Here is a 14,493-nt window from a genome sequence, read left to right on the forward strand (position 1 = left end):
GCACAAGTACCAGGGTCGCGCCATGAGCTACACCATCGATATTATCTCCTGCATCACCGACCGTTTCGTTGAGCTGACCGCCACCGAAAAGCGCATTGCGCAGTTTATTCTGGACGACGTGCAAACCGCCGCGGCGCTGCCCATTTCGGAAATGGCGCGCCAGACGCAAACCAGCCAGGCGTCGATAACCCGCTTTGCCCGCGCCATCGGCTGCAAGGACGTGCGCGAACTGAAGGTCAAACTAGCCCAGTCGCTGGCGGTGGGGCAGCGCTTTATTCTCGACGTGCCGGACCTCGAAGGCGTGCAGGGGATCTACGAAACCATCATCAACGTGCTGGATATCAACCGCCGCGCGCTAAACCCGGAGTCACTCAACAAGGCCGTGACCTGGCTGAGCAACGCGCGGCAAATCCTGGCGCTGGGCATGGGCGGCGGATCAACCATTTGCGCGCAGGAGTTACAGTTTCGTCTCTTTCGCCTGGGCCTGCCGGTGGTGAGCCAAAGCGATGGCCTGCTGGCGAGAATGATGGCGGCGTCGGTGGCCTCCAACGATGTGGTGGTGGCGCTATCACTGGGAGGCTACACGCCGGAAGTGGTGGAGAGCGCGGCGATTGCCCGCCAGTACGGCGCAAAGATCATCGCCATTACCCCGCAGGGAACACCTCTGGCTGAACAGGCCGATATCGTATTACCGCTGATTATTCGCGAGAACGACTACATTTTTAAGCCGAGCACTTCGCGTTACGCCATGCTGGCGATGATTGATGTGTTGGCCACCGAACTGGCGATGGCCAACAAAAGCCAGGCGAAGGACCGGCTGCGCCGCATCAAGCTGGCGCTGGACAGCCATCGCGGCGGGGCAGACAGGCAGCCGCTAGGCGATTAACCCCGGTCGGCGCGGTAGCAGGTCACATCCACTTCAACTTTACAGTCCACCACCAGGTCCGCCACGCAGCACACGCGGGCCGGCGGGTGGTCACCGAAGAACTCCCGGAACACTTTATTGAAGGACTGGAAGTAGCGGGCGTCAGTCAGGTAGACCTTCACGTGGACCACGTCAGCGAGGGTGTAGCCCGCTTCAGTCATGATATCCACGCAGTTTTGAATCGCCAGCCGCGACTGGTCGACAATCCCGCCTTCAACCACTTCGCCGTCTTTCATCGGCGTCTGGCCGGACACATACAGCCACCCGGCCGCTTCTACGGCTTTGGCAAAAGGTAGCGGCTGCCCGCCGGTGCCGGTACTGCCGCCCACGCCATAACGTTTAATGCTCATCATTGCTCCTTGTTGATCGGTTTACCCTCACCCTAACCCTCTCCCTGGAAGGGAAAGGGGACAAACGTCCAGCTCGGGAACGGCTTCACCTTTCCCCATTGAGCAGAGGGCCGGAGTGAGGAAAAAGAAAAGATCTAATCCCAAATTCACGCTTGTTTTCCCCCTCTCCCCTCTGGGGAGAGGGTCTAAATTCACTTCTGCCGACGCAGAAATCGCCCAGCTCGGCCAGTCACCTTCTGCTCGACCCCATAGCTCATCACGCCGTTCACCATCACCGCTTCAATACCCGCCGCAGGCTGCTTCGGGTTATTGAAGCTCGCGACGTCGCGCACGGTCAGCGGGTCGAACAACACCAGGTCAGCATAATAACCGCGCTTCACCAGGCCCCGTTCGGGCAACTGGAACCGTGCCGCCGACATTCCCGTCATCTTATGCACCGCCTGCGTCAGCGGGAAAAGCTTCTCATCGCGGCTGTAGTGCCCCAGCACGCGGGGGAATGCGCCCCACAGGCGGGGATGCGGCATCGGATCGTTCGGTAGCCCGTCTGACCCGACCATTGTCGCCGGGTAGCGCAGCACACGCCGCACGTCCTGCTCGTCCATGTTGTAGTAAATCGCCCCTGCGGGCATCAGTAATTTTCCCGCTTCGTGAAGTGACATCGACCAGTCATCAGCAATTTGCTTCAGCGACCGCCCGGCGACCTCCGGGTGCGGTTCAGACCAGGTAATCACGATCTCGAACTCGTCGGTGATCTGTTTCATGTCCAGCGTTGAAGAGCTGGCGGAATACGGATAGCAGTCGCAAGAGACATCCTGCTGCTCGCGTACTTTGTCGAACAACTTCAGCGTTTCAACCGTGCGGCCCCAGTTTTTCGCCCCGGCGCATTTGTGGTGCGACACCACAACCGGCACTTTCCCGTGGCGGCCAATGCGGAAAGCCTCATCCAGCGCCTCAAGAATCGGCTCAAACTCGGAGCGCAAATGGGTGGTGTAAATCCCCTTCTCCGCCGCTAATTCCTCCACCAGCGCCATCACCTCTTCGGTGGTGGACTGGAACGCGCTGGCATAGGCCAGGCCGGTGCTCAGCCCAAGCGCCCCCTGCTGCAGCGCCTGTTTTAGCTGGCCGCGCATGGCGAGAATCTCCGCTTCCGTCGCCGGGCGGAACAAATCATCCATCTGGTTGTTACGCAGCGCGGTATGGCCTATCAGCGTACCCACGTTAATCGCCGGGCGAGCCTGCTCCACGGCATGGGCGTACGCTTCGACGGTGGGATAAACAAACTGGTGCGCCTCACCCAGCAAATTCATCGGGTCGGGCACCAGCGCATTGATGGTCGCCCCCGCCGCACTGATGCCGCAGTTACCGACGATCACCGTAGTAATGCCCTGGCTAATTTTCGGCAGATACTCAGGAAAACGGATCACGTTAATGTCGTCATGGGTGTGAACATCAATAAACCCCGGCGCTAATACCCGCCCGCTGCCGTCGATCTCATGCACGGCCTCGGCGGAAATCCCCGGCGCAATATCGGCTATTCGGTCACCCTGCACCGCCACATCGGCCAGGTATTCCGCACCGCCGGAGCCGTCAATCACGGTGACATTCCTGAAGAGATAATCGAACTTCATCTGCGCCTCACACCAGTCATAATCTGCGTGCAAGTTAACCATTTACAAGCCATAAAAACAGTGAAAAACTAAACAAAATCCTTGCAAATCAATGATACTTTTATTCATAAAATTCAAGATCATTGGATAATTAATATAAATAACATCAAGTTAAAATTGATACTTAATCTGAAAGAAAGAATAATCCCGGAGGAAATACGTTATGAAATACCAGGAAATTAACCTCGTACCCCATAAGTCCGCCCTCATGCATTCCCCTGCCAATGTCCTCAACGAAGACGTCTGTTTGCCCGCCGCGCTGATCAAAAAATCTGCTTTGAAGAACAACATCCGATGGATGCAGGCCTACGCCGATGCGCGCGGCGTTTCGCTGGCGCCACACGGGAAAACCACCATGACGCCGTGGATCTTCCAGCAGCAGCAAAAAGCGGGCGCGTGGGCCATCGGCGTAGGCAGCGCATGGCAGGCGAGCATCGCGATGTCCGCGGGCATCGAGCGAGTGCTGATGGTTAACCAACTGGTGGGCAAAGCGAACATCACGCTGGTGTCGCAGCTAAAGCATAAACATACCGCCGTCGACTACATTTGCTGCGTGGACAGCGAAGCAAACGCCCGTACCCTGTCAGACTTTTTTAGCCAACAGGGGCAAACCCTCGACGTGCTGATTGAGCTTGGTGTGCCGGGTGGACGCTGCGGCTGTCGTAGCCCGGAACAAGCGCTGGCGCTGGCAAAGCGGGTAGCAGAATTACCCGGCCTGAATTTACGCGGCCTGGAGCTGTACGAAGGCGTGCTGCACGGCGACAATCCGCAGCCAAAAATAGAAGCGCTGCTGCAAGAGGCGGCCGCGTTAGCCTGCCAGATGGAACGCTATGTTGACGGCGAGTTCCTGCTCACCGGCGCGGGTTCAGTCTGGTACGACGTAGTGTGCAATATCTGGCTCGCCGCAGCAAAACCGGCCAACTGCCGCATTGCGATCCGACCGGGCTGTTACATTACCCACGATGGCGGAATTTATCAGGAAGCCCAGGATCAGCTGATGGCGAGAGATCGGATCGCCTGCGATCTCGGTGGCGATCTGGTTTCCGCGCTGGAGCTGGTGGCAATGGTGCAGTCGGTACCGGAAAGCGATCGGGCGATTGTGAATTTTGGCAAGCGCGACAGCGCGTTTGATGCCGGCCTGCCGCAGCCGATAGCCCACTATCGCCGGGGCAAGGCGCTGGCTTCGCCGTCGGAAACCATCGAAGCCACCGGGATTATGGATCAGCATGCCATGTTAAAACTCAAGCCGGGTGCGGACGTGCAGGTTGGGGATATTCTGGTGTTCAGCACTTCTCACCCGTGCCTGACGTTTGATAAGTGGAAGGCGCTGCTGCTGGTGGATGACGAATATAACGTGCTGGATGAGTTAGAGACGGCGTTCTAGATTTTACCCTCACCCTCTCCCTGAAAGGGAGAGGGTATAAAACCAATCACTTACCTAAATTCCCCCTCTCCCCCTCTGGGGAGAGAGTCAGGGTGAGGGGCTGAAGGGCCACAGAAAATTTACTTAGCCTCGGCCAGCGCCTTAGCCCTCTCCTCTTCTTCCTTCTGCTGAAGCTCGGTTTCCAGCATCTTCTTCTCATACACCTTAAAGAACGGGTAATAGATCGCGAGCGAAATAAAGAAACAGATAAACACCAGCCCACAGGCAATCAGGTTCCAGTTGGTGGTGATCAGCGCCCCTAGCGGCGCCGGAACGGTAAACGGTGGCTTCACCATCATCCGTGGGATCAGCCCGCTAATGGTGAACAGATACACCACCACGGTATTCACCATCGGCGCCAGAATAAACGGGATCGCGAGGATCGGATTCATTACGATCGGCGCGCCGAAAATCATCGGCTCATTGATGTTAAACAGCCCAGGGATAAACGACAGTTTACCCAACTGCTTCAGGTAGATAACCCGCGAGCGGATAAACAGCACCACCAGCGCAAGCGTTGAGCCGGTGCCACCCATCTGCGCATACCACTGGAAGAACTGCTCGGTGAAAATGTTCGGCAGCTCATAGGCGCTCACGCCGGACTGGAACAGCTCCATATTCTGCACAATGGCCTGATCCCACAGCGGGCGGATCAGCGGCCCCATCACCGCATGGCCGTGGATCCCCAGCACCCAGAACGCGTCGATAAAGAACTGGGTCACAATCCCGCCAAACAGGTTGGTGCCGGTCATGAAGCCCTTCAGCGGCATAATGATGTAGCTGATGATGGCGTTGATATCGATGTTCAGAAAATGACGAGGGATCCAGAATACCAGCACCACGGCAAGCGTCGGGAACAGCGCCGAAAACGAGCTGGCGACCACCGGCGGCACGCCCGCGGGCATTTTAATTTCAATATTGCGAACTTTGATAAACCGGTAGATCTCAATGGCAATCAGCGAAGATATAATCGCGCCAAACAGCCCCTGAGAACTCAGCGAAGTGATAGGGATGTAGCGCCCCGCCACCGCCTCACCCGCCACGGTTACGCCCTGCTTAATGTTCACCGGCACAATCATCAGCAGCGTCGCCAGCATCGCCAGCAGGCCGCTGGTAATGTCATTCAGCTTGTAGCTTTTGCCGAGGAACGAACCGATGGTAAACGCGGCATACAGCGACATCAGCCCTACGGTAAAGCGGAACGGCACGTCCAGCATATCGCGCCACGGCGCAATAAAATCCATGTAGCCCTTAATCGGGATGTTCAGCAAAATCACGAAGAAAGAGCCGACGATGGTCAACGGCAGAATCGAAATAAGCCCGTTGCGAATCGCCTGCATATGCCGCTGGTTGCCAATAGCGTTCGCCACCGGCATCAGCTTTTCAGCTAACTTATCGAAGCCCGACATGATCTGCCCCCTCAAACCCGTTGTGCTCAATCACGGCCCGGAACCAGCGCCCGGACTTTTTCAGCGAACGCTGTTGGGTGGCTAAATCCAGCCGGTAGAAGCCGTAGCGGTTTTTATAGGCGTTCTGCCACGACCAGCAATCGATGAAGGTCCACATCTGGTAGCCCAGGCACTGGCTGCCCTCCGCCATCGCTTTGTGCAGCCACGTCAAATGTTCCTGAAGAAACTCAATGCGGTAATCGTCCTGCACTTCGCCGTCCACCATGAACTGTTCTTCGTCCATGATGCCGATGCCGTTCTCGGAGACAAACCACGGCAGGTTGCCGTAACGCTCTTTCACCAGCATAGCGATGTCGTACAGCGCAGGCGGGTAAATCTCGATCCCGCGCGAGGTATTCATCCGCCGCCCCGGCATCACGTACTCTTCAAAAAAGCGCTCCGGCACAAAACCGTGGGGTTCTTCAAGCAGCGTCTCACGCGCTTTAACCCGGCGCGGGCGATAATAGTTGATGCCCAGCAAATCGATGCGGGTCGCGGCAATCAGCTCGCAATCCCCTGGCGCCGTCTTCGGCAGCACATCGTATTCTTTCAGCAACGCCACCAGCTCGGCAGGGTAGCGCCCAAGCAGCATCGGCTCGTTAATGCTGCGCGTATAGAACAGGTCAGCCATCTCCGCCGCCCGCAGATCTTCCGGGCTGTCGCTGCGTGGGTACACGGGAATGACATCCATGATGATGCCAATCTGCCCTTCAAGATCCAGCTCGCGCCAGGCGGCGACCGCTTTGCAGTGGGCGATAACAATGTGGTGCAGCACCTGAGCCGCACGGCGGAAATCCGTCACGTAAGGATAATGGCGAGGATGCAGATAGCCCGCTTCGGCGGGAATAAGCGGCTCGTTGAAGGTAAACCAGTAGCGCACCCGGTCTCCGAACAGGCGGTAGCAAATCCCCGCGTAGCGAGCGAAAGCGTCCACCACTTCCCGGTTCTCAAACCCGCCCTTGGCCTGCAGCGCCAGCGGCATATCAAAATGGTAGAGATTGATAAAAGGCTCAATGCCCTGGCGAATCAGCTCATCAATCACATCGTTGTAAAACTGCACGGCAAAAGGATTAACTTCCCCGTCGCCGTCGGGGATCAGGCGAGACCAGGAAATCGACGTACGGAAAGCATTCAGGCCAATGTTTTTCGCCAGCTGAATATCTTCCCGCCAGCGCTGATAAAACGTGGAAGTCTCGTCGGAGGTGACGCCGTCATAAAAACGGGCGTTAAACTCATGCGAGGCGAAATCCCAGATATTATCCCCCTTACCATCGCCCTCAACTCGCCCCTCTGACTGCGTGGCGCTGGTCGCCGTACCCCACCAAAATTTTTCAGGAAAGCGGTATTTCATACGGCCCCCTAGTCAGCAGTTTTCAGCAGCGACAGTGCGTGATCCAGCACCTTGTCACCCTGCATCGAGCCGTAATGCATCATGTCGATGGCCGCTACCGGAACGCCGTGGGGCGCTGCCGCCGCGCTCAGGTTTTGCAGTTGGAATTTCACCTGCGGCCCGAGGAGGATGACATCAGCCTCCTCGATAATTTGGTCAAAATCGGACACCGGCACGGCGGTGATTTCCACCGCCACATCACGGCTTTGCGCGGACTGCTTCATTCTTTCCACTAACATGCTGGTGGACATCCCCGCAGCACAGCATAAGAAGATTTTTTTCATCGCTTTTCCCTCAGAGAATCAATGCAGTGTCCGCGGTATGCGGCCAAATATATTCTGGGTAGCGGTGAAAAAAGCCACAAGTGAGGGTGGGCACAGATTTGCTTTTAGCGGCTGGTACTTTTGGCGAATGAATGCCAGAAATTACATTAAAAGTAATAATAAACAGACGGATAAGAATGTTACTTTTCTGGTGGCGTTCGTCTTTTAGCGCAGTTTTATTCACGAGAATGGTGGGGCGGTCACAGGCAGACGTTCATCTTAGTATTGCACCATGCCCTCACCCCGGCCCTCTCCCAGAGCGAGAGGGGGAAAACAAGTGCCAGATAACAAGGTTTATTCCCTCACTCCATCATCAAATGGGAACAGCAGCTTCGGCCTGTTTTATTTATCCCCTCTCCCTTCCAGGGAGAGGGTTAGGGTGAGGGTAAAGAGCTATAAACTCCCCACGCCACCGTCGACCAACAGATCGGTGCCGACCACGAAGGCTGATTCGTCAGACGCCAGGAACACAGCGGCTTTTGCCAGCTCCAGCGCGGTGCCGAGACGCCCAATCGGCACAAGATCGCGGATAGCCTCCCGCAGCGTGTCGGCGGCTACGCCATTGCCCAGTTTGCCCAGCGCCGGGGTTTCCGTCGGGCCAGGGCTCAGGCCGTTCACCCGAATGCCACGCGGATGCAGCTCCCCGGAAAGCGTACGAGCCAGAGAAAGGATCCCTGCTTTGCTCGCCGCATAGGCGTTAGTCTGCGGCAGGCCGATACGAGCGCTGACCGAACCGCACACAATCACCGAAGACGGGTTAGCCAGCAGCGGCAACAGCGCCTGGATCAGGAAGAACGGGCCTTTGAGATTGATGTTCATCAGTCGGTCATACGCCTGTTCGTCCCAGTCTTCCAGCGAATGGTGCGTCACATCCCCCGCATTAATGTAGAGCACATCCAGCCGCGGCCAGAGCTGCTTCAACTCTGCCGCCACCGTAGGCTGCCCGGCGATATCGCCCGCATCGCTTTTCATCAGGTGCACATTGCCCAAAACCTCTTTGGCTGCCTGTAGCCCCTCTTCGCTCCGCCCGGTGATCGCCACCGTTGCGCCCTCGGCAATAAACTGCCGCGCCGTTTCAAGTCCAATTCCGCTGGTACCGCCGGTAATTAACGCGTATTTGCCATTAAGTCTGCCCATCGTCGTGTCCTTATAAAGGGTTGGTGAGGGCATTATTTCCGCTATAGTATCCTTTAGATAGTAGGCACCAAATGGATACTAAGGAACCACAAGGGGCGCATTAGCGTGTGCCGGGAGCCAGCATGACAAAAAATTTTTCAGTCCTGCCACCGGCGGGCAGCGACTGCCCGATGGTGAATTTTGTGAACCTCATTTCAGGTAAATGGGCCATTCCGATTCTGTACCGCCTGATCCTGCTCAACGATCCGGTGCGGTTTAGCGACCTGCAGCGGGCGGTCAGCCCCATTACGCAGAAGGAGCTCACCCGCCAGCTTCGTCAATTTGAAGCTCGCGGCCTGGTGGTGAGGCAAGTTTTTGCGGAAGTCCCGCCGCGAGTGGAATATCAGATCACCGCGCTCGGTAAATCTCTGCGCCCAACGCTGGATTCACTCGCCGAATGGATGAGGGAGAATGCCGGTGAGATGGAACTGTCTCTTCCCTGAGAAAGCTAAATCAGTTAGCCAAAAACTTCATCGACCAGCGCGCTGCCGAGGCGCATGGCCGAACAAATACGCGGCATCCCCAGCGCCACGCCCTGCCAGCTCTGGGTCACCGAGTAACAGATCGGCTGGCGTTCAATGTCGCAGCCGGCGCCGAGCCAGGTTAAAGCATCTTTATGCTCCAGCAACCCCGGAGACGTTGGCGTCGCCAGCCAGTCATGGAAATAGTGGCGGGTGCGGGGGGAAGCATTCACTTCTTCCGCCAGACGGCTGATGGCGAGGCTGCGCACATGCTCAATCAACGCCTCCGCCTGCTCGGGCGTCCCCAGACGAACAGCATCACCAAAGGTGCCCCAGCGCAACTCTTCCAGCGCGACGTAGCAGCGCGCCGCCGGAGAAAATGAAAAGTAGTGCCCGCTGCGCCAGCGGGAAAAAATCTGCTCGCTGTGGACCATGCCCTGACGAACAAGATCGCTGTGCTGAAACTCTTCTTCCAGCCGGGTAAGCCGCTGAGAAAAGTGCTCGCGCAGGGCCTGAAGCCGCTCGCGAGCCGCTGCCGAATGGTGTGCCGTGCGGGCGGATACCGGCTCCAGCTGAGCAATTCTCTCGCTTATCTGGCTGTTGGCTAAGTAGCTTTTTGCCAGATCTGCCGACAGCTGGCCAAGGCTTATCAGCGACGCGTCAAGCTCGTCCTGCGGCGGTGTTCCAGCCATCCCGGCCTGTCGCCGGGCCACGACGACGAACAGCGCCAGAAGCTGCTCATAAAACGCCTGGCTTTGTGGGCTGCTCCACGGCTGGCGGGCAACATCAATCCCCATGGCAAAATCGACGACAAATTTTTCGCTAAGACAGCTGAGGGTTCTTATTGGCCCTTCCATTAATACACTGCTCATCATTGCTCCGCTGAGAAAAGCGTCTGGATATCATCGCGCAACAGGCGGGTATCCTCGTGAATGTAACGTGCCGTTCTGACACTCTGTTCCAGCTTGCTCTGGAGAGAAAACAGCACGCTGTCGTTCTGCTGCTTCGCGGAAAGACTCTGGCGTAAATTGCTGTGAATAGCGTCCAGTGCGCCGGCAAAATCGGCAAAAAACGTCGCCATCCCGGCCGTGACCGAAATATCCACCTGCGCGGTAATGGCCTGGTTTATCTGGCCCAGGAAAGTCGACACATGGTCATGCAGCTTTTGCTGTAACTTATCCAGATCAATCACGTAGCGGCTATGGGTGGCTGCGTAATCTTCCCAGCCCCAGTCCACGCCGTTCAGCCAGCGCGCCAGCACGCCACGCATCCCGTTTTGCGGCTGCATTTCCGACATCGCCACTTCCTGGTTTTCGATAACGTTGGTGAACGCCGAGTGGGTATTAAAATTAAGCTGGCTGGCCTGGAACGCAGGCAGGCTGATTTGGGCGCGGAACCCGGCTACTTTCAGGCCGTCGCTTACCCGCTGTTCAATCGGTTTCAACGCCGACTGCAGCGTATAGCCCAGGCTCGCCTCAAGGTTGCTGAGCAGCGCCCCAAGCTCCCCGCTTAGCGTCTGCTGGGCGGCAAATAAAATGCTTTCACTGGACGCGCGAACCTTGTGCAGCAGGGTGCGGGCCGTCGCTTCATCTTCGCCCATCAGCTTGTCGCTGCCCGGCGAAAAATCCACGTTTCGCGTTAAGGTATGCGGGTATAACGGATGCAGCTTCTCAGCGCCCAGCCGCCCTTCCCGGAAATAAGTTTTCAGGTCGCTATGAATCTGCGTTTCAAAGCGCTGCATAAAATCGCCTATGCCGGCGAGGGCATCGCTGACCTGCCGCTGAATCACCGCACTCACCGACTGCTGAGTCTGCAGCAGCAGTTGAATATCCTGCTCCAGTTGCTGAATATTCTCCTGCAGGCTGTCGTTAGCCACCTGCAACCCCTGGCAGCGGAAACTCAGGTAGCGTTCAGCGCCCTCGGCATAGTCCAGCAGCTTGTGGCACGCCGCGCGCAGCGTGTAGAGAGAAGCGTTGGCGTGCGCGGTATGCAGGATAGTCCCAATGGGTGACTCAAACATCGAGTCTTCCCACAGCAAGTCCGCCGCATGGCGCAGATGCTCAATATCCGCCAAATCCGCGCTGCGCCAGCGCCGGCCTAATGCCGCTTCCGCAAAGTCCTGCACCCAGCGCTGCTCTTCGGGGTCGGGCAAACGACCATGCGTGGCCAGCTCATAGCGGGCGCGGTTGGCAAGGTAGCCCCACATGCTCGATACCGGGAACACGTTTTCCGGCGCAATGCTGCCCTTCATCAGCGTCCCGGCGATCATCGCCTTCACCTGAGCGGCATCGTCGCCGTTGCGGTCCTTCTGATCGAACTTGTTCACCAGCGCATACAGCGGCACCGATTTGCTGACGCCGAGCACCGCCTCACGGACTTCTTCGTCGGAGATGGACTTAAGCTGCGTATAGTCCATCACCGCCAGCACGGCAGAAGCCTGCGCCAGCTGCTCTTTAAGCATTTTTTGCAGGTGCGGCTGCCCCGCTTCGTTCGGCCCAGGCGTGTCCAGCAGCGTCAGCTGGCCGTGGCCGTTTTTGAGGCCGGCCAGATGCACAAACTCCACCTCAATCACCGGCACATGCTCAATAGCGGCGTAGGCTTTGAAGGGGAAAGCCACATCCAGCACCCGGCACAGGCGCACCAGATCGTTCAGGCTCTTCAGGCAGTGGAAAATAGGCTGTGCGCCGAGATAATGGCGCTCAAAACCTTTTCCGTTGGCAATCCGGGCGATAAGCGCCTCCATATCCCGGTCCACTTCCAGCTTGCGCGCCAGCGCTTCCCGGTTGGTGATCAGCAGTTTCTCCTGCAACTCCCCCATCAGGCTCTCTATCGGCTGCACATAGGGAAAATGCAGCACCGGCTCGCGCTGACCAGGCGTGTGACGGATCAGCGTCGGCAGCGCCGTCATGGGCCGGTTGCGGTTAGGCAGAACCTCCGTGCCCACGATGGCATTAATGGTGGTCGACTTCCCCGCCTTCATGGTGCCGACAATCGCCAGAACCATTTCATGTTGGGTTATTTTACGCCTTTCGTTTTGCAGCATATCTTTCTGCAGTTCGATTCCGCGTGGGCTAAATTTCAATGGATGTACCGTCGCCACAGGGTTCGTTAAAGCGCTATTTTGTTCATTTTGCAAAGCCAGCGGAGCGACTTTTAAAGCGCTAAGGTTTTGCAACGCTAATTGCAAAAGCCGCTCGGCTTCCTGACTCAATTCAAAAATAGTTTGTGTGTGCATAAAAAATCTTTCCTTAACTCAAATTACCCGGCTTTATCACCGCCATCGTTTAGTTGTAATCATGGCAATACCGGTTTTTATAATTACGTGAGGGAAATAATTTATTAATTAACATTACACCATGCCGCGATCCTGGCTTTTAAGTCGCTCTGCCAGACCTGCGGAGAAATAATGGTGAGATGCGGTATCCAATACTGCACCAGCGGAAACAATTGTTCTGGCGAAGCAATATGACTCGCCAGAAGTAACTCTCCGTTATCAAGCTCTCTGACGGTTTTTTGAAAAGGTAATAGCTTGCGCTGTTTAAAATGTTCAGCCGCCTGCGCCGAAACCTGTAACAGCACTTCCGTTTTTACCCTTTCCCCACCAGGATCATCCCGATCGTCAAATAATGGATAAAAAATAGCTTTACGCTGTGGGCTATTTTCATATTCATACCCTACAACCAATAAATCTGGAATAGCGCGCAGCGTAATATATTGATTATGGCTCTTTATGTCGTACCATGGATAAAACGCAGCAAGCCCTACGCGTTTAGTAATGCGTAACAGGTCGTTTACGTTAAACTGTCCTTTTAAATGCGAAGAGAGACGCTTTTTCCCCTCGCCGACGTCCTCCAGAATAGCACCAAGCCGGTTCAAATCACGATACGCAGTTCGCATATCTACATCAAAACGCTGGCGGATAATATCAGCGGAAAGGGTTTCCCCCTGATAAAGACTTAAGACGATTTCGGCCAGTCGATCTGCAACTTTTACTTTCGCGCCTTTCATTCTCATCGGTTCCTGCCTCTGTATCGGTACATCCATAGGCCCAACCATACCCCTGTCAAGTGACAGGAGGTGTCAGCGCAATACGCTTTTTTTTATTTTTTCAAACAGGTATAGCGCAGCAGCCCCTGCTGGCAGACTTGCTCGAAGCAAAGTGAAACTAAGTTAAATTAGCCTTATTTAACGGCAATTAAAGCCTGAACTTTAAGTTAAATTTGGTGCTTATTTCTTTGAATGAAAGGTTTTTTGCACTTTATGGCGGCCAGAAAGCCCGCCGGGCATAGGTTTACGGCAATAATCCCTGCAAATGTAGGGATTTGATGTATAATCTCAGCACTTTTTCGCGATTCAGCATATTTTTACGGCCAAATCGCTATTTTTCATTACTTTATCTCACCTTGAGGATCAGATAATGCAACTCCCTCATTGCCCGAAGTGCAATTCCGAATACACCTACGAAGACAACGGCATGCTGATTTGCCCGGAGTGCGCTCATGAATGGAACCCGGCCGCGGCGAACGAAGAAGACGCCGCGCTGGTTGTAAAAGATGCCAACGGCAACCTGCTGGCCGACGGAGACAGCGTTACCGTCGTGAAAGATCTGAAGGTCAAAGGCAGCTCTTCGATGTTAAAGATCGGCACCAAAGTGAAGAATATTCGCCTGGTAGAGGGCGACCACAATATCGACTGTAAAATCGACGGTTTTGGCCCGATGAAGCTGAAGTCCGAGTTTGTGAAAAAGAACTAATCACCCCCGGCAGGTGGTCTTGCCGCCTGCCCCGCCTGGCTTACCTGCCCCGCACAACCTACACTTCTTCTGCACTCTCCTTACAGAGGATTCGGTTATGCCTTTAGGACCCTACATCTCATTAAACGGTCGCTGCGCGGAGGCCATCGCCTTTTACCAACAGGCTTTGGGCGCCGAACTGACGTTCAAAATTACCTTCGGTGAAATGCCCAAAGAAGCAACCAATGCCGAGGGCTGTAGCGGCGCGGGCGTCTATTCTGACGACAGCGTTATGCACGCAAATTTGCGGGTAGCCGGTAACGATTTGATGATGACCGACGCCAGCATGAGCGGGGAAAAACCACAGCACAGCGGCTTTTCACTCTGCCTTGCCAGCCAGGATCCGGCAGAGGGTAAACGCTGGTTTGACGCCCTCTCTGCTGGCGGCACCGTCACCATGCCCTGGAGCGAAACTTTTTGGGCAAAAGGCTATGGCTCACTGACGGATAAGTTCGGCATTCCGTGGATGGTCAACGTCGAAAGATAAAGAGGCATATTCTTTTATTCTTTTTGGGTCCGCTAATCCGGGCCCTTTATT

At 55.8% G+C, this 14,493-nt stretch carries 14 protein-coding genes; 5 read left to right on the top strand and 9 right to left on the bottom strand.

Features of this window, described 5'->3' with window-relative positions:
• Positions 1–22: 22 nt before the first annotated feature.
• Positions 23–886: a MurR/RpiR family transcriptional regulator gene (locus tag WFN87_RS16340; RefSeq protein ID WP_008453334.1), complete on the top strand. Its 864-nt coding sequence runs from the start codon at positions 23–25 to the stop codon at positions 884–886.
• On the opposite strand, the gene WFN87_RS16345 is transcribed toward WFN87_RS16340, so the two are convergent.
• Together WFN87_RS16345 and WFN87_RS16350 are read right to left on the bottom strand one after the other, a co-directional pair.
• On the bottom strand, positions 883–1,275 hold the full coding sequence (locus WFN87_RS16345) for a RidA family protein (protein WP_166867347.1): 393 nt from the start codon (positions 1,273–1,275) through the stop codon (positions 883–885). The two genes, WFN87_RS16340 and WFN87_RS16345, sit on opposite strands and share 4 nt — an antisense overlap.
• A 191-nt stretch (positions 1,276–1,466) precedes the next feature.
• Positions 1,467–2,903 carry an N-acyl-D-amino-acid deacylase family protein gene (locus WFN87_RS16350; protein WP_336983359.1) on the bottom strand — a complete coding sequence of 479 codons (1,437 nt, stop codon included), beginning with the start codon at positions 2,901–2,903 and terminating at the stop codon, positions 1,467–1,469.
• A 202-nt stretch (positions 2,904–3,105) separates the two neighbouring features.
• Between WFN87_RS16350 and WFN87_RS16355 the strand changes: the two genes are divergently transcribed.
• Positions 3,106–4,326: an amino acid deaminase gene (locus WFN87_RS16355; protein WP_336983348.1), complete on the top strand. Its 1,221-nt coding sequence runs from the start codon at positions 3,106–3,108 to the stop codon at positions 4,324–4,326.
• A gap of 119 nt (positions 4,327–4,445) precedes the next feature.
• On the opposite strand, the gene WFN87_RS16360 is transcribed toward WFN87_RS16355, so the two are convergent.
• From WFN87_RS16360 to WFN87_RS16375, 4 genes are all read right to left on the bottom strand, one after another.
• Complete coding sequence (locus WFN87_RS16360) at positions 4,446–5,774, bottom strand: PTS sugar transporter subunit IIC (RefSeq protein WP_336983347.1); 1,329 nt, start codon at positions 5,772–5,774, stop codon at positions 4,446–4,448.
• A complete protein-coding gene (locus WFN87_RS16365; RefSeq protein ID WP_336709032.1) occupies positions 5,758–7,164 on the bottom strand; it encodes a glycoside hydrolase family 1 protein in 1,407 nt (468 codons plus the stop codon). The genes WFN87_RS16360 and WFN87_RS16365 overlap by 17 nt, the downstream gene beginning before the upstream one ends.
• An 8-nt stretch (positions 7,165–7,172) precedes the next feature.
• Positions 7,173–7,487 carry a PTS sugar transporter subunit IIB gene (locus WFN87_RS16370; RefSeq protein WP_008455701.1) on the bottom strand — a complete coding sequence of 105 codons (315 nt, stop codon included), beginning with the start codon at positions 7,485–7,487 and terminating at the stop codon, positions 7,173–7,175.
• Between the two features lie 432 nt (positions 7,488–7,919).
• Positions 7,920–8,663, bottom strand: coding sequence for an SDR family oxidoreductase (locus tag WFN87_RS16375; protein WP_336983346.1), 744 nt, complete (start codon positions 8,661–8,663; stop codon positions 7,920–7,922).
• Between the two features lie 122 nt (positions 8,664–8,785).
• Between WFN87_RS16375 and WFN87_RS16380 the strand changes: the two genes are divergently transcribed.
• Entirely contained in the window at positions 8,786–9,145 is a 360-nt protein-coding gene (locus WFN87_RS16380; protein WP_336983345.1) for a winged helix-turn-helix transcriptional regulator, read from the top strand.
• A 14-nt stretch (positions 9,146–9,159) separates the two neighbouring features.
• On the opposite strand, the gene WFN87_RS16385 is transcribed toward WFN87_RS16380, so the two are convergent.
• The 3 genes from WFN87_RS16385 to WFN87_RS16395 all read right to left on the bottom strand — a co-directional run bounded on the left by WFN87_RS16385 (position 9,160) and on the right by WFN87_RS16395 (position 13,171).
• Positions 9,160–10,035, bottom strand: a complete 876-nt coding sequence (locus WFN87_RS16385; protein WP_286180214.1) for a diguanylate cyclase regulator RdcB family protein — start codon at positions 10,033–10,035, stop codon at positions 9,160–9,162.
• On the bottom strand, positions 10,035–12,398 hold the full coding sequence (gene crfC / locus WFN87_RS16390) for a clamp-binding protein CrfC (protein WP_336983344.1): 2,364 nt from the start codon (positions 12,396–12,398) through the stop codon (positions 10,035–10,037). The genes WFN87_RS16385 and crfC overlap by 1 nt, the downstream gene beginning before the upstream one ends.
• A gap of 104 nt (positions 12,399–12,502) precedes the next feature.
• A complete protein-coding gene (locus WFN87_RS16395; protein WP_008455708.1) occupies positions 12,503–13,171 on the bottom strand; it encodes a WYL domain-containing protein in 669 nt (222 codons plus the stop codon).
• A 409-nt stretch (positions 13,172–13,580) separates the two neighbouring features.
• Here WFN87_RS16395 and WFN87_RS16400 point away from each other — a divergent pair, with 409 nt between their 5' ends.
• Entirely contained in the window at positions 13,581–13,916 is a 336-nt protein-coding gene (locus tag WFN87_RS16400) for a zinc ribbon domain-containing protein YjdM (protein ID WP_336983343.1), read from the top strand.
• A gap of 97 nt (positions 13,917–14,013) precedes the next feature.
• Positions 14,014–14,442 carry a VOC family metalloprotein YjdN gene (gene yjdN / locus WFN87_RS16405; RefSeq protein ID WP_008455712.1) on the top strand — a complete coding sequence of 143 codons (429 nt, stop codon included), beginning with the start codon at positions 14,014–14,016 and terminating at the stop codon, positions 14,440–14,442.
• Positions 14,443–14,493: the final 51 nt, after the last annotated feature.

It is taken from the genome of Cedecea sp. AS113 (genome assembly GCF_037152415.1).
Taxonomy (GTDB): Bacteria; Pseudomonadota; Gammaproteobacteria; order Enterobacterales; family Enterobacteriaceae; genus Cedecea.

Excerpts from the sequence above, each read along its gene's own strand:
- WFN87_RS16340 (WP_008453334.1), top strand. The coding sequence starts at position 23 with ATGAGCTACACCATCGATATTATCTCCTGCATCACCGACCGTTTCGTT.
- WFN87_RS16345 (WP_166867347.1), bottom strand. The coding sequence starts at position 1,275 with ATGAGCATTAAACGTTATGGCGTGGGCGGCAGTACCGGCACCGGCGGG.
- WFN87_RS16350 (WP_336983359.1), bottom strand. The coding sequence starts at position 2,903 with ATGAAGTTCGATTATCTCTTCAGGAATGTCACCGTGATTGACGGCTCC.
- WFN87_RS16355 (WP_336983348.1), top strand. The coding sequence starts at position 3,106 with ATGAAATACCAGGAAATTAACCTCGTACCCCATAAGTCCGCCCTCATG.
- WFN87_RS16360 (WP_336983347.1), bottom strand. The coding sequence starts at position 5,774 with ATGTCGGGCTTCGATAAGTTAGCTGAAAAGCTGATGCCGGTGGCGAAC.
- WFN87_RS16365 (WP_336709032.1), bottom strand. The coding sequence starts at position 7,164 with ATGAAATACCGCTTTCCTGAAAAATTTTGGTGGGGTACGGCGACCAGC.
- WFN87_RS16370 (WP_008455701.1), bottom strand. The coding sequence starts at position 7,487 with ATGAAAAAAATCTTCTTATGCTGTGCTGCGGGGATGTCCACCAGCATG.
- WFN87_RS16375 (WP_336983346.1), bottom strand. The coding sequence starts at position 8,663 with ATGGGCAGACTTAATGGCAAATACGCGTTAATTACCGGCGGTACCAGC.
- WFN87_RS16380 (WP_336983345.1), top strand. The coding sequence starts at position 8,786 with ATGACAAAAAATTTTTCAGTCCTGCCACCGGCGGGCAGCGACTGCCCG.
- WFN87_RS16385 (WP_286180214.1), bottom strand. The coding sequence starts at position 10,035 with ATGAGCAGTGTATTAATGGAAGGGCCAATAAGAACCCTCAGCTGTCTT.
- crfC (WP_336983344.1), bottom strand. The coding sequence starts at position 12,398 with ATGCACACACAAACTATTTTTGAATTGAGTCAGGAAGCCGAGCGGCTT.
- WFN87_RS16395 (WP_008455708.1), bottom strand. The coding sequence starts at position 13,171 with ATGAAAGGCGCGAAAGTAAAAGTTGCAGATCGACTGGCCGAAATCGTC.
- WFN87_RS16400 (WP_336983343.1), top strand. The coding sequence starts at position 13,581 with ATGCAACTCCCTCATTGCCCGAAGTGCAATTCCGAATACACCTACGAA.
- yjdN (WP_008455712.1), top strand. The coding sequence starts at position 14,014 with ATGCCTTTAGGACCCTACATCTCATTAAACGGTCGCTGCGCGGAGGCC.